At 68.1% G+C, this 12,616-nt stretch carries 13 protein-coding genes; 7 read left to right on the top strand and 6 right to left on the bottom strand.

All coding sequences use genetic code 11. The features are described from left to right. The first annotated feature begins 3 nt into the window (after positions 1–3). From M5C96_RS05100 to M5C96_RS05070, 7 genes are all read left to right on the top strand, one after another. Positions 4–555, top strand: coding sequence for a penicillin-binding protein activator LpoB (locus M5C96_RS05100; RefSeq protein WP_272567619.1), 552 nt, complete (start codon positions 4–6; stop codon positions 553–555). 4 nt (positions 556–559) lie between these two features. Continuing rightward, positions 560–1,960: a PelD GGDEF domain-containing protein gene (locus M5C96_RS05095; protein WP_272567618.1), complete on the top strand. Its 1,401-nt coding sequence runs from the start codon at positions 560–562 to the stop codon at positions 1,958–1,960. After that, positions 1,953–2,966, top strand: a complete 1,014-nt coding sequence (locus M5C96_RS05090; RefSeq protein WP_272567617.1) for a hypothetical protein — start codon at positions 1,953–1,955, stop codon at positions 2,964–2,966. The genes M5C96_RS05095 and M5C96_RS05090 overlap by 8 nt, the downstream gene beginning before the upstream one ends. Further along, on the top strand, positions 2,963–4,495 hold the full coding sequence (pelF, locus tag M5C96_RS05085; RefSeq protein WP_272567614.1) for a GT4 family glycosyltransferase PelF: 1,533 nt from the start codon (positions 2,963–2,965) through the stop codon (positions 4,493–4,495). The genes M5C96_RS05090 and pelF overlap by 4 nt, the downstream gene beginning before the upstream one ends. Next, positions 4,495–5,868 carry an exopolysaccharide Pel transporter PelG gene (gene pelG, locus M5C96_RS05080; protein ID WP_272567613.1) on the top strand — a complete coding sequence of 458 codons (1,374 nt, stop codon included), beginning with the start codon at positions 4,495–4,497 and terminating at the stop codon, positions 5,866–5,868. Before pelF ends, pelG begins: the two co-directional genes overlap by 1 nt. A 71-nt stretch (positions 5,869–5,939) precedes the next feature. Then, entirely contained in the window at positions 5,940–7,160 is a 1,221-nt protein-coding gene (locus M5C96_RS05075; RefSeq protein ID WP_272567612.1) for a spherulation-specific family 4 protein, read from the top strand. Positions 7,161–7,246: 86 nt separating this feature from the next. Continuing rightward, positions 7,247–8,452, top strand: a complete 1,206-nt coding sequence (locus tag M5C96_RS05070) for a spherulation-specific family 4 protein (protein ID WP_272567611.1) — start codon at positions 7,247–7,249, stop codon at positions 8,450–8,452. Positions 8,453–8,623: 171 nt separating this feature from the next. On the opposite strand, the gene hisA is transcribed toward M5C96_RS05070, so the two are convergent. The 6 genes from hisA to M5C96_RS05040 are packed head-to-tail and all read right to left on the bottom strand — an operon-like array spanning position 8,624 to position 12,583. Continuing rightward, positions 8,624–9,370, bottom strand: a complete 747-nt coding sequence (hisA, locus tag M5C96_RS05065) for a 1-(5-phosphoribosyl)-5-[(5-phosphoribosylamino)methylideneamino]imidazole-4-carboxamide isomerase (protein WP_272567610.1) — start codon at positions 9,368–9,370, stop codon at positions 8,624–8,626. Between the two features lie 57 nt (positions 9,371–9,427). Beyond that, positions 9,428–10,096: an imidazole glycerol phosphate synthase subunit HisH gene (gene hisH, locus M5C96_RS05060; protein WP_272567609.1), complete on the bottom strand. Its 669-nt coding sequence runs from the start codon at positions 10,094–10,096 to the stop codon at positions 9,428–9,430. 51 nt (positions 10,097–10,147) lie between these two features. Next, complete coding sequence (hisB, locus tag M5C96_RS05055; RefSeq protein ID WP_272567608.1) at positions 10,148–10,786, bottom strand: imidazoleglycerol-phosphate dehydratase HisB; 639 nt, start codon at positions 10,784–10,786, stop codon at positions 10,148–10,150. Continuing rightward, positions 10,783–11,913 carry a pyridoxal phosphate-dependent aminotransferase gene (locus M5C96_RS05050; protein WP_272567606.1) on the bottom strand — a complete coding sequence of 377 codons (1,131 nt, stop codon included), beginning with the start codon at positions 11,911–11,913 and terminating at the stop codon, positions 10,783–10,785. The genes hisB and M5C96_RS05050 overlap by 4 nt, the downstream gene beginning before the upstream one ends. Then, on the bottom strand, positions 11,910–12,362 hold the full coding sequence (locus tag M5C96_RS05045; RefSeq protein WP_272567604.1) for a PIN domain-containing protein: 453 nt from the start codon (positions 12,360–12,362) through the stop codon (positions 11,910–11,912). The genes M5C96_RS05050 and M5C96_RS05045 overlap by 4 nt, the downstream gene beginning before the upstream one ends. Continuing rightward, positions 12,359–12,583 (bottom strand): CopG family transcriptional regulator, encoded by a 225-nt coding sequence (locus M5C96_RS05040; protein ID WP_272567603.1) that lies wholly within the window; start codon positions 12,581–12,583, stop codon positions 12,359–12,361. Before M5C96_RS05040 ends, M5C96_RS05045 begins: the two co-directional genes overlap by 4 nt. Positions 12,584–12,616: the final 33 nt, after the last annotated feature.

The raw sequence follows: 12,616 nt of genomic DNA, 5'->3' as shown, positions 1-12,616 counted from the left end.
ACCATGCAACACCACCGCACCCTGCTGCAACGCCTGCAAGTTTTCGCCGCCGGCGGCGCCCTGCTGCTGCTGGCCGCCTGCTCCACCATCGACCGGGGCGAGCCCCCCGCGCTGGAGCGCAATGCCACGTGGGTGGTGCTGCCGTTCGCCAACCACACCGAGACTCCGTTGGCCGGCAACCGCGCCGAAGCCATCGCGCAGGCCCTGCTGCACGCGCGCGGCGTGGGCCGCATCCAGCGCTATCCCACCACCACGCAGCAGGAAGCGCTGTTCGATGCGGGCGACGCCAAGCGCCAGCAGGAAGTGCTGGCCTGGGCACGCGAGCAACAGGCGAAGTACGCCCTCACGGGGGCGGTGGACGAATGGCGCTACAAGGTCGGCGTGGACGGCGAGCCCGCTGCGGGCGTGACGCTGCAGATCATCGACGTGGCCTCCGGCGACACGATCTGGAGCGGCACCGGCGGCAAGAGCGGCTGGAGCCGCGAAGCCCTCTCCGGCGTGGCGCAGAAGCTGATCCGCGACCTGCTGGATTCCGGCCTGTCCCGAGCCCGCTGAAGCCATGGCATCAGAGACCCCCTCGTCGGTGGAACAGCGGCGGCGCACCGTCGGGGCGGCAGCGCCCGAGCCGCCGGCCAAGCCGAGCGTGCGGCACCTGCCCTCCAACCTGCTGGGCAAGCTGGCCGACACCGATACCCGTCCGGCCATCATGCTGGGCGAGACGCTGCTATTGCCGATCATCGCGCTCGCGCTGGGCATGCTGCTGGAGCCTTTCGACCCGCTGTGGAGCGAGGCCGCGTTCCCGTGGTCCTGGCTGGCCCCGGTGATCGTGGCCCTGCGCTACGGCCCGCTGGCCGGGCTGGGCGGCGCCTGCGTGCTGCTGGCCGGCTGGCTGGCGCTCAACTTCGGGCACTACGACACCTTTCCGCAGATCTTCTTTCTCGGCGGCCTGATCCTCGTGATGCTGGTGGGCGAGTTCTCCAGCCTCTGGCAGGCGCGCACCCGCCGGGCCGAGAACGTGCAGCTGTACCTGGACCAGCGCCTGGAGCACCTGGTGCGCCAGTACTACCTGCTGCGCCTGTCGCACGACCGCCTGGAGCAGGAGCTGATCGGCCGGCCGATGTCCATGCGCGATGCACTGTCCACGCTGCAGGCGCTGGGCGGCTCCGAAGAGGACGCGGCCCAGGGCGCGCAGACCCTGCTGCGGCTACTGGCCCAGTACTGCCAGCTCGAATCCGCGGCGCTGTACGCCGCCACGGAAGACAGCATCGAAGCCCGGGCCGTGGCCCGCATCGGCAGCGGCGCCGAGCTGGACGCGCGCGACCCGCTCGTGCAACAGGCACTGGAAACCCGCAAGCTCTGCCACGTAAGCCAGATGCTGGCGGACCAGCAGCAGACCCGCTACCTCGCCGCCGCGCCGCTGCTGGACTTAGGGGGCGAGATCTACGGGCTGCTGGTGATCGAGGACATGCCGTTCTTCTCGCTGCAGGCCGAGAACCTGCAGACCATCAACCTGCTGCTGGGCTACTACACCGACGGCCTGGCCATGCAGACGGTGGCCGCGCCGATCCTGAAGGAGCTGCCGCAGTGCCCCGCCGACTTCGCCTTCGAAGCGCAGCGCCTGGCCCACATCCGCGACACGGCAAAGGTGCCCAGCGTGATCGTGGCGCTGGAGTTCCTGCCGCGCGCCATGGAGGCCGGCCTGCCGGGCCAGATCGAGCGGCTGAAACGCGAGCTGGACGAAAGCTGGCTCATCACCGGCAATGATCGCCAGGTGCTCGCCATGCTGATGCCGCTGGGCGACAACGCCACCGCCGAGGGCTACATCAACCGCCTGGAGGTCTGGTCGGGCCAAAAGAGCGGCAAGCCGCTGGCCGAGGCCGGCGTGTTTCCGCACATCATCCCGCTGAACGGCGAGCCCCTGGCCGTGCTCAAGCGGCTGAACGGGATGGCCCATGCTTAACCTCAAGTTCGCCATCTCCGCGCTGCTGCTGGAGATCGGCGCATGGAGCGGGCCCGCGCTGCTGCAGGGCCACACGGATGCGGCCCTGTCGAGCTACCTGCTGGTGCACGCCCTGGCCTGCGTAATGCTGTCCTTCTTTCTGCTGCCCCTGCTGTCGGGCGAGCAGGCCCGGCCACGGGCACCGGTGCTGGGCCTGATGGCGGTGTTCAGCTATGCCGTGCCCATCGTCGGATTCATCGGGGTGATCGCCGCCGTGGTGGTGCTGCGCATCTACCGCAGCCCCTCGTCGCAGGGCGACTTCGAATCGCTGCGGCTGCCGGAGTTCGATCGCCACCAGCGCATGCAGGGGAGCTTTCGCCAGTCCGGTTTGCGGTCCTTCTTGGGCAACAGCCAGGCCCCGATGCAGACGCGCATGCGCGCCATGGTGGCGCTGCAGCATGTGTCCGGCCGCATTGCCTCGCCCCTTTTGCGAACGGTGCTGAGCGATCCGAGCGAGGATTTGCGCCTGCTCGCCTACGGCATGCTGGACACCCTGGAAAAGCGCATCAACCGCACCATCGACAGCGAACTGGATGCGCTGCGCTTGGCCAAGGAGACCGAAGGCGACGTGCCGGGGCCGCTCACCGTCGAATCGGCCTTCCGGCTGTCCGACCTGTATTGGGAGCTGGTCTACCAGGAGCTGGTGCAGGGCGACCTGCGCGACCACGCCGTGAAGGAATCGCTGCAGTACTGCGACCAGGTGCTGGCGCAGCAGCCGGACCATCCGCAACTGAACCTGCGCCGCGGCCGCCTGCTGCACCTGCTGGGCCGCGTGGAAGAGGCCGAAGCCGCCTACGCGCTCGCCCGGAACTTGGGATTGCCCGCCACGCGCGTACTGCCCTACCAGGCCGAACTGTGCTTCGAGCGGCGCGACTTCGCGCAGACGCGCGAACTGGTGCAGCAGCTCAACCAGTGGCGCGCGCTGCCCCGGCTGCGCCCCGTCCTCGACTACTGGAGCGCGCCATGACAGGGCCCAAAGCCAGCGAGGCGGACGTGGCCCTGCTGCTGGAGGGCACCTTCCCCTATGTGAGCGGGGGCGTGTCGAGCTGGATCAACCAGATCATCCGCGCCTACCCGGAGTACCGCTTTGTCATCGTCTTCCTGGGCAGCCGCCGCGAGGACTATTCCGCGTTCAAGTACGAGCTGCCGCCGAACGTCGTGCACTTCGAGGAGCACTACCTCTACGACCACCTGGGCGTGCGCACCCTGCCCGCGCGGCGCAAGGGCAGCCGCGCGGCCCTGGACATGGTGCACACCCTGGTCGAGTCGTTCCGCACGGGCGACCGCAGCCCGGAGACGATGGCCGCGTTCCGCGAGATCACCCAGCAGATGCAGCCGGGCGGGCGCCTGCCGCTGGAGGATTTCCTCTACAGCGAGCGGGCCTGGGAAATCATCTGCAAGAGCTACCGCGACCATTGCACCGACCCGTCGTTCGTGGACTACTTCTGGACGGTGCGCATCATGTATCAGCCGCTGTGGACGCTGGCCCGCGTGGCGCAGCAGCTCATTCCGGTGCGCGTGGTGCATTGCGCCTCCACGGGGTACGCCGGCTTCCTCGGCGGGCTGATCGAGCAGGCGCGCGGTGTGCCGCTGATCCTGTCGGAGCACGGCATCTACACCAAGGAACGCAAGATCGACCTGTTCAAGAGCGAGTGGATCCGCGACAACCGCAACATCTTCCAGCGCGATCCGACCGAGCTGTCGTACTTCCGCCAGATGTGGATCCAGTTCTTCGAATGGCTGGGCTACTACTGCTACGCGGCCGCCGACCCGATCATCGCGCTCTACGAAACCAACCGGCTGCGCCAGGTGACCGATGGCGCCGAGGCATCGCGCACCTTCAACATCCCGAACGGCATCAACCTGGGCCGCTTCGCGCCGCTGCGCGACAAGCGCCCCGCCCAGGTGCCGCCGATTCTGTGCCTCATCGGCCGGGTGGTGCCCATCAAGGACATCAAAACCTTCATCCGCGCCATGCGCCGCGTGGTCAACCAGTTGCCGCAGGCCGAGGGCTGGATCGCCGGCCCGACCGAGGAGGACCCGGCCTATGCCCAGGAATGCACGAACCTCGTGCGCAGCCTGGGACTGGAGCAGAACATCCGCTTCCTGGGCTTTCAGCGCGTGGAAGACCTCATGCCGCGCATCGGGCTGGTGATCCTGTCGTCGATCAGCGAGGCGCTGCCTCTGGTGATCCTGGAGGGCTACGCCGCGGGCGTGCCCACCGTGTCCACCGACGTGGGGTCGTGCCGCCAGCTCATCGAAGGGCTGGACGATGAAGACAAGGCGCTGGGCGCCTCGGGCAAGGTGGTGCCGATCGCCGACCCGCAGCGCCTGGCCGACGCCTCGCTGTCGCTGCTCAACGACCCCGCCGCCTGGGAGAGCGCCAGCCGGGCGGCCATCGCGCGCGTGGAGCGCTACTACACCGACACCATGATGTTCGACCGCTACCGCCGCGTGTACGAGACCGCGTTCCAGAAGACGGAGGGCCCCCGCTGATGGCTGGCATCGGATTCGAACTGCGCCGCATGCTGCGCAAGAACACGCTGGTGAGCCTGGTGCAGGCCTACGCCTATGCGGGCGTGATCGGCTCGGGCCCGTGGGTCTTCTCCATCGTGGGCATCCTGCTCATCGGTATCTTCAGCGCCAGCGTGGTGGTGCCGGGCTTTCTGGTCACGCAGTTCCAGACCTCGGTCACCTACATGGTGGCGGGCAGCCTGATCCTCACGGGGCTGGTGCAGCTGGCCTTCACGCGCTTCGTGTCCGACCGGCTCTTCGAAAAGCGCAAGGACCTCATCCTGCCCAACCTGCACGGGCTGCTGCTGGTGGTCACGCTCGTGGCCGGTGCCCTGGGCACGATCGCGCTGTTCCTGCTGCTGCCCAACCTGGGGCTGGTGTACCGCATGCTGATGCTGGCGGGCTTCACCCTGATGTGCGACGTGTGGGTGCTGACGGTGCTGCTGTCGGGCATGAAGCGCTACAAGGAGATCGTGGTGCTGTTCGGGCTGGCCTACGCGGTGATCGTGATCGGCTCGCTCTTCATGCGCCCCTGGGGCATGGAGGGGCTGCTGACGGGCTTCGTGCTGGGCAACTACCTGCTGCTGGCCGGCATGTGGATCCTGGTGGTGCAGGAATTCAACCCCAAGGGGCGGCTGATCGCGTTCGACTTCGCGGAGCGCAAGCTGCTGTATCCGTCGCTCGTGGCTATCGGGTTCCTCTACAACTTCGGGATCTGGATCGACAAGTTCATGTTCTGGTACTTCCCGCCGACGTCCCAGAACATCATCGGCGGGCTGCGCGCATCGCTCATCTACGACCTGCCGGTGTTCCTGGCCTACCTGTCCATCATTCCGGGCATGGCGGTGTTCCTGGTGCGCATCGAGACCGACTTCGTCGAGTACTACGACAAGTTCTACGACGCGGTGCGCAGCGGCGGCTCGCTCGAGTACATCGAGGCCATGCGCGACGAGATGGTCTATTCGATCCAGCAAGGGCTGGGCGAGATCGGCAAGATCCAGACGCTGGCCATCCTGGTCACCTTCGTGGCTGGCCCGGCGCTGCTGGACGTGCTGGGCATCTCGCGGCTGTACCTGCCGCTGCTGCACGTGCAGGTGATCGGCGCGGGCCTGCAGGTGGGGCTGATGGCCATCCTGAACGTGTTCTTCTACCTGGACCAGCGCCGCATCGTGCTGCTGCTGTGCGTGCAGTTCGTGCTGCTGAACATCGCGCTCACCGGCTTCACGCTGTATGCCGGCGCGGCCCTGTATGGCTACGGTTTCGCGCTGTCCACGCTGCTCACGCTGTGCACCGGCATGTACCTGCTGTCGCGCCAACTCAACCGGCTGGAGTACGAAACCTTCATGCTGCAGTAGCCCGGCCCGCGTTCGGTGGACAATGGCAAAAAACTGAAATCCACCCGGGCCACAGAAAAAAGGGAGGCGCCATGCCGAACGCGATCCATCGTGCCTTGCCGAGCCGCGCTGCGCTGCGGCTGTCGTTCTGGTCGGTCTCCGGATTGCTCGCCGCAGGGCTGGCCGGCTGCGGGGGCGGCAGCAGTGAACCCACAGAAACCTCGGCGCAAAAAGCCGAAGCCGCCACGGCAGGTGCGCAGGCCGCCTTCGCCGCCCCGCTCGACCAGGATGTATTCGACGCCGGAGCCAGCGTGCCGGTCTCCCTCACGGTGCAGGCGGGGGTCGCCAGCGCCATTACTGACGGCGTGTCCGTCGATTTTTCCGCCACCTCGGGCAGCTTTGCGCCGCCGGTGGCCGCGCTGCGCGGCGGTGAGGCCGGCACCACCTTCACCCCCGCCGGGCTGGGGCGCCAGACCCTGACCGCTTCAGTGGCCTCGAGCGGCGGCGCCGTGACCGCCTCGCGCATCCTTTACGTGCGCCCGGCCGCCGCCCCCATGGAAGTGCTGGTCCCCGCGTATTTCTACCCCTCGGCGGGCTCGCCCTGGGACGCCATGACCGCTGGCGCCAGCGCGTACCCCTCCGTCAGCATCACGGCCATTCTCAACCCCAGCAACGGCGTCTTCACCCGCGCCAACCCCGAGTTCACGGCTGCCGCCACGGCCTTCGTGCAGGCGGGCGGCAAGCTGCTGGGCTACGTGTACACCGGTTACGGATCGCGCTCGATCAGCAAGGTCAAGGGCAACATCGACAAATACCTCAGCCTCTACGGTACCGGGCTGGTGAGCGGCTTTTTCATCGACGAGATGTCGTCCGCGCCCGGCCGGATCAACTACTACCGGCAGCTCTTCGACTACATCAAGAGCAAAGGCGCCAGCTTGCGCGTGGTGGGCAACCCGGGCACCGTGCCCAACGCCGCGTATGCCGCCGTGGCCGATACCTTGGTGACTTTCGAGAACCGCAACGCGGCCTTTGCCGACTACGATCCCCGCGCCAGCGGCGGCTGGCTGTACCAGATGGCCAACACGCGCCAGAACGCCCTGGTGCACGACGCGGCCGACTGCGCGGCCATGCAGGGCGCGGTGCGTGCGGCGGCCACGGCCCGCGTGAACAGCGGCGTGATCTACGTCACCGACGACACCTTCAACCCCGACACGCAGGAAGGCAACCCCTGGGACACCCTTCCGGCCTACTGGACCCGACTGCTGGGCACCGTGGATTCCGTCAACCGGGGCGCCACGCTGCCCACCTGCTGACCCGCAGATCCGCACCCGGCACGCCGATTGCACCAGTCCCCATCCAACCCCTCGCCATCCCCTTTCCCGCCCGCCAAGGACATCCCATGCCCCGCATTCCCGCCCGCGTCACCCTCATTGCCCGCATCACCCGCTGGTGCGGCCTGTCACTCGCCGCCTTGCTGGCCGCCTGCGGCGGCGGCGGTGGAGGGGGTTCCACCGACCCGACGACGCCGGTGCCCCCCACCCCGACCAGCATCGCCATCACCCTCAGCGCTCCGCAGGCGGAGGCCGTCTTCAACGCGAATGCTGCCCTGGCCATCAGCGCGCGCGTCACGGTGAACGGCGCCGACGCGGCCGATGGCACGGCGGTGAACTTCTCCCCCCTGCCCGGCGCGTTCTCGGCCACCAGCGCCACCCGCGCGGGCGTGGCGACCGCCACCCTGTCCGGCGCCGCGGCAGGCCGGCAGGAGATCAGTGCCACCACCAGCGTGTCCGGCCAGTCGGTCACCGCCACCCGCGTGGTGTACCTGCGCCCGGCCCCTGCGGCGCTGGAAGTGCTGGTGCCCGCCTACTTCCACCCCTCGTCGGGCCAGGGCTGGGCCCTGCTGGCCAGCGGCGCGGCGGCCAATCCGGCGGTGTCCGTCACCGCCATCCTGAACCCCAACAACGGGGTGTTCACCACGGCGGAGGCCAGCTATGTGAGCGCCGTCAACGCGTTCGTTTCGGCCGGCGGCAAGGTAGTGGGCTATGTCTATACCGGCTACGGTACGGGCTCGCGGTCGCTGGCCAGCATCAAGGCCAACATCGACAGCTACATCGCGCTCTTCGGGCGCGGGGCGATCAGCGGCATCTTCCTGGACGAAATGGCCTCCGAGACCACGCGGCTCGATTTCTACCGCGAGATCTACAGCTACATCAAGGCCAAGGACGCCAGCCTGCGCGTGATCGGCAACCCCGGCATGGTGCCTGCCCCCGGCTACGCCGCGGTGGCCGATGTGCTCGTCACCTTCGAAGGGCGCAACAGCACCTACGCCAGCTACGACCCGCGCACCGCGCCCTGGCTGTACACCCTGGCCAACAGCCGCCAAAGCTCGCTGGTGCACAACACCGCCACCTGCGCCGACATGCAGCAGGCCGTGCAGACCGCCGCCTCGGCCCGGTACAACGCCGGTCCCATCTACATGACGAACCTCGAATACGACCCGGTGGCGGACGTCGGCAACCCCTGGGACGCCCTGCCTTCGTACTGGACGAACCTGCTGCAGACGGTGGCTGCGGTGAACCAGGGACGGGCCGTCACGGGCTGCTGAGCCCGAAGCGCGCTTGGTGCCGGGCGTTGCCTGGCGCTCGGTGGCAATCGCGTTGGATGGAAAGCCGCCGGACCGATGGTCCGGATGGCACGGCACCGGGGCTTGCAAGGACCGGAGCCTGAATCCCGCCTCAGTCGCCGCAAGGCATCCTGAGGCGGCCGGACCGAGGCGTCAGGCAGCGCCGTTCAATTCGTCCGCACGGGCCTGCGCCGCGGCGAAATCCAGGTCGCCGGAATAGATCGCTCGGCCGCAGATCACGCCTTCGACGCCTTCGCCTTCCACCGCGCACAGCTGCTCGATGTCGGCCATGTTGGCCAAGCCGCCCGAGGCGATGACCGGAATGGTGAGCGATTGCGCCAGCTTGACCGTGGCGTCGATGTTGATGCCCGAGAGCATGCCGTCGCGGCCGATGTCGGTGTAGATGATCGACTCCACGCCCCAGTCCTCGAACTTCTTGGCCAAATCGACCACTTCGTGGCCCGTGAGCTTGCTCCAGCCGTCGGTGGCGACCTTGCCGTCCTTGGCATCCAGGCCCACGATGATGTGGCCACCGAAGGCGCTGCAGGCGTCTTTCAGGAACCCGGGGTTCTTCACGGCGGCGGTGCCGATGATCACGTAGCGCAGGCCGCCGTCGATGTACTTCTCGATCGTGTCCAGATCGCGGATGCCGCCGCCGAGCTGCACGGGGATGTCGTCGCCGACTTCCTTCAGGATGGACTTGATGGCCGTGTAGTTCTTGGGCGTGCCGGCGAAGGCGCCGTTCAGGTCCACCAGGTGCAGGCGTCGCGCCCCGGCTTCCACCCACTTGCGGGCCATGGCGCCCGGGTCTTCTCCGAAGGTGGTGGATTGGTCCATGTCACCTTGCTTGAGGCGCACGCAGTGTCCGTCCTTGAGGTCGATGGCGGGGATGAGCAGCATGATGGAAAGGCTAAGGATGTGCCAGGTCGGGCCGCAGGCCCGGCAAGGGGTTGAAGATCAGGGATTCCAGTGAAGGAAGTTGCGATAGAGCGCCAGGCCGTGCTCCGCGCTCTTTTCCGGATGGAATTGCGTGGCAAAAATATTATCGCGCGCAATCGCCGCTGCAAAGGGGCCGCCGTAATCGGCCTCGCCCGCGCAGTGCGCCGCATCCCGCGGGCGCGCATAGAAGCTGTGCACGAAATAGAAGTAGCTCTGGTCCGGCACGCCGGCCCACACCGGGTGCACCGCGCCGCCGTGGCGCACCTGGCCCACGCGGTTCCAGCCCATCTGGGGCACCTTGTAGCGGCTGCCGTCCGGCTGCTGGCGGCCGACCAAGTCGAACTTGAGCACTTCGCCGTGGATGAGCGACAGACCGGGCGTGTCGCCCTCGGCGCTGCGGTCCAGCAGCATCTGCATGCCCACGCACACGCCGAACATCGGCTTGGACGCAGCGGCCTCCAGCACCGACGCCTGCAGACCCGATTCGCGCAGTTCGCTCATGCAGTCAGGCATGGCGCCCTGCCCCGGCAGCACCACGCGCTGCGCGGCGCGCACGTCCTCGGGACGCGAGGTGACCACGACGCTCCAGCCGGTGCCCTCGGCGGCGGCCTGGACGGCCTGCGAGACGGAGCGCAGGTTGCCCATGCCGTAGTCCACGACGGCCACGGTTTTTGCTTCACTTTTCATAGCTGCTTGCGCATGTTGGATGAGCGCTGAAGGCCCATGGAGCCAAAAACCTCAGAGGGACCCTTTGGTGGAGGGAATGACACCGGCCGCACGGGGGTCGCGCTCCAGCGCGGCGCGCAGCGCGCGGGCGAAGGCCTTGAACACCGTCTCGCACTGGTGGTGGGCATTGATGCCCTTGATGTTGTCGATGTGCAGCGTGACGCCCGCGTGGTTCACGAAGCCCTGGAAAAATTCATACGTGAGCTGCGTGTCGAAGCCGCCGATGCTGCCCGCCGTGAACGGGATGTGCAGGTGCAGCCCCGGACGGCCCGAGAAGTCGACCACCACACGCGACAGCGCCTCGTCCAGCGGCACATAGGCATGGCCGTACCGGCGGATGCCCTTCTTGTCGCCCACGGCCCGCGCGAACGCCTGGCCGAGCGTGATGCCCACGTCTTCCACCGTGTGGTGGCCGTCGATGTGCAGGTCGCCCTCGCATTCGATGCGCAGGTCGATCAGGCCGTGGCGCGCGATCTGGTCGAGCATGTGGTCGAAAAAGCCGATGCCCGTGGACAGGCGGGCTTCGCCCGTGCCGTCGAGGTTCACGCGCACGTGGATGCGGGTTTCCGCCGTGGTGCGGGACACCTCCGCGATGCGGTCGGCGTCGGGGCTGTCGGACGGGACGGAAGGAACGAGTGCAGAAGAGGTCATAGAGAGGCCTGGAGCGCGGCGAGCATCTGGGCGTTGTCGGCCGCATTGCCGACCGTGAGGCGCAGGCAATTGGCCAGCAGTGGGTGCATTGTAGAAACGTTCTTGACGAGCACCTTGCGGGCCTTCATGCCCTCATAGGTGCGGGCGGCATCGGCCACGCGCAGCAGCACCATGTTGGCCTCGCTGTCCCAGACCTTCTCGACGCCCGGCATCGCCCTCAGCGCAGCCAGCAGCGCGGCGCGCTCGTGCCGCAGCTCGGCCGCCTGTGCCGCGAACACGCCGGCATGCTCCAGGGCGAACAGCGCGGCCTCGCAGTTGAGCACGCTCACGTTGTAGGGCGGGCGCACCTTGTCGATCTCGGCCACCAGCGCGCTGGGGCCCATCAGGTAGCCCAGCCGCACGCCGGCCAGGCCGAACTTGCTGAGCGTGCGCATCAGCAGCACGTGCGCGTTGCGCCCGGGCTCGGCGCGCATGCGGTCGATCCAGGTGCGGCTGGCGAAAGGCTGGTAGGCCTCGTCCATGGCCACGATGCCGCCCTGCGCGCCCGCGGCGTCGATGATGCGCTGCACCGCGCCCTCGTCCCACAGCGTGGCGGTGGGGTTGTTGGGGTAGGCGATGTAGGTGATGGCTGGGCGGTGCCGGGCGATGGCCGCGAGCATGGCCGGCTCGTCGAGTTCGAAATCGGCGGTGAGCGGCACGCCGACGAAATCCAGCCCCTGCAGTTGCGCGCTCAAGGGGTACATGACGAAGCCGGGCATGGGCGCGAGCAGCGTGGCGCGCTGGCCGGTGCCGGGCTGCGCGCAGGCCAGCGCCAGCAGCGTGATGAGTTCGTCCGAGCCGTTGCCCAGCACGATGGCCTGGCCGTCCGGCATGCCCACGTAGTCGACCAGCGCGGCCTTCAGGTCGGCGATGCGGTCGCCGGGATAGCGGTTGAGCGCCAGCGCGCCCAGCCGCTCGCCCAGGGCCGCCTGCAGGTCCGCCGGCAGGCGGAACGGGTTTTCCATCGCATCCATCTTGAGCAGGCCGGCCGAGGGCTGCACGGTGTAGGCGTGCATGGCGCGCACGTCGGGGCGGATGCGGTCGAGGGCGCTGGGCGGCGTGGCAGCGGGGGTGGCGGGGCTCGTCATTCGGCGGTGTCCAGTTCGTGGGGGGCGATGAGGAAGGGGTTGATGGGGCGCACGGCATCCATGGACTGGTCGTGCGGCAGCGCCTCGGTCAGCAGGTAGCGGCAGCCCTGCTGGTGCGCAGACGACAGGATGAGCGCATCCCAATAGCCCAGGCCGTAGCGGTCCTGCAGATCCCACGCGCCGTCGACGGTGTAGGCGTCCAGGTGCGGCGGCTGCCACACGCGAAAGCGCCGCACCTGCGCGCGCACCTGCTGCAGCGTGTGCGGCCCCCGAAAGCGCTGAATGGCCTGGTTGTACAGCTCGTTGAGCACCTGCGAGCTGACGCGGCCGCTGCGTGTCTGCCAGCAGAAAGTGAGCCATTCGCGCGCACGCGCCTGCCGGGCCGGATCGCGGTCGTCCACGCTGGACAGCAGCACTTCGGTATCGACGAAGATCGGGGCGGTGCTCATCGCTGGAACAGGATCTCGCGCGGCACGTAGGGGCCGTTGGAGGCGCCCCAGCTCTCGAAGCTCAGCGCCTCGCGCATGGCCTGGGCATAGGCATCTTCCTGCCGCATCTTCTCGGCCAGCCATTCGCCCACCAGCCGCGACACGCTGCTGCCGCGCTTGGCCGCTTCCACGCGCACCCACTCGGCCGCAGCGTCGTCCATGGTGATGGTCACGTTCTTCATGGGGCAAATGCTACACGAACTTCGTGGAGCACG

Source organism: Acidovorax sp. GBBC 1281, from assembly GCF_028473645.1.
Classification (GTDB): Bacteria; Pseudomonadota; Gammaproteobacteria; order Burkholderiales; family Burkholderiaceae_C; genus Paracidovorax.
This window is presented reverse-complemented; position numbering and strand designations above follow the sequence as displayed.

Coding starts and splice junctions, on each gene's coding strand:
- pelG (WP_272567613.1), top strand. CDS start 4,495: ATGGCTGGCATCGGATTCGAACTGCGCCGCATGCTGCGCAAGAACACG.
- hisB (WP_272567608.1), bottom strand. CDS start 10,786: ATGACCTCTTCTGCACTCGTTCCTTCCGTCCCGTCCGACAGCCCCGAC.
- M5C96_RS05040 (WP_272567603.1), bottom strand. CDS start 12,583: ATGAAGAACGTGACCATCACCATGGACGACGCTGCGGCCGAGTGGGTG.
- M5C96_RS05075 (WP_272567612.1), top strand. CDS start 5,940: ATGCCGAACGCGATCCATCGTGCCTTGCCGAGCCGCGCTGCGCTGCGG.
- pelF (WP_272567614.1), top strand. CDS start 2,963: ATGACAGGGCCCAAAGCCAGCGAGGCGGACGTGGCCCTGCTGCTGGAG.
- M5C96_RS05090 (WP_272567617.1), top strand. CDS start 1,953: ATGCTTAACCTCAAGTTCGCCATCTCCGCGCTGCTGCTGGAGATCGGC.
- M5C96_RS05045 (WP_272567604.1), bottom strand. CDS start 12,362: ATGAGCACCGCCCCGATCTTCGTCGATACCGAAGTGCTGCTGTCCAGC.
- M5C96_RS05050 (WP_272567606.1), bottom strand. CDS start 11,913: ATGACGAGCCCCGCCACCCCCGCTGCCACGCCGCCCAGCGCCCTCGAC.
- hisH (WP_272567609.1), bottom strand. CDS start 10,096: ATGAAAAGTGAAGCAAAAACCGTGGCCGTCGTGGACTACGGCATGGGC.
- M5C96_RS05070 (WP_272567611.1), top strand. CDS start 7,247: ATGCCCCGCATTCCCGCCCGCGTCACCCTCATTGCCCGCATCACCCGC.
- hisA (WP_272567610.1), bottom strand. CDS start 9,370: ATGCTGCTCATCCCCGCCATCGACCTCAAGGACGGACACTGCGTGCGC.
- M5C96_RS05100 (WP_272567619.1), top strand. CDS start 4: ATGCAACACCACCGCACCCTGCTGCAACGCCTGCAAGTTTTCGCCGCC.
- M5C96_RS05095 (WP_272567618.1), top strand. CDS start 560: ATGGCATCAGAGACCCCCTCGTCGGTGGAACAGCGGCGGCGCACCGTC.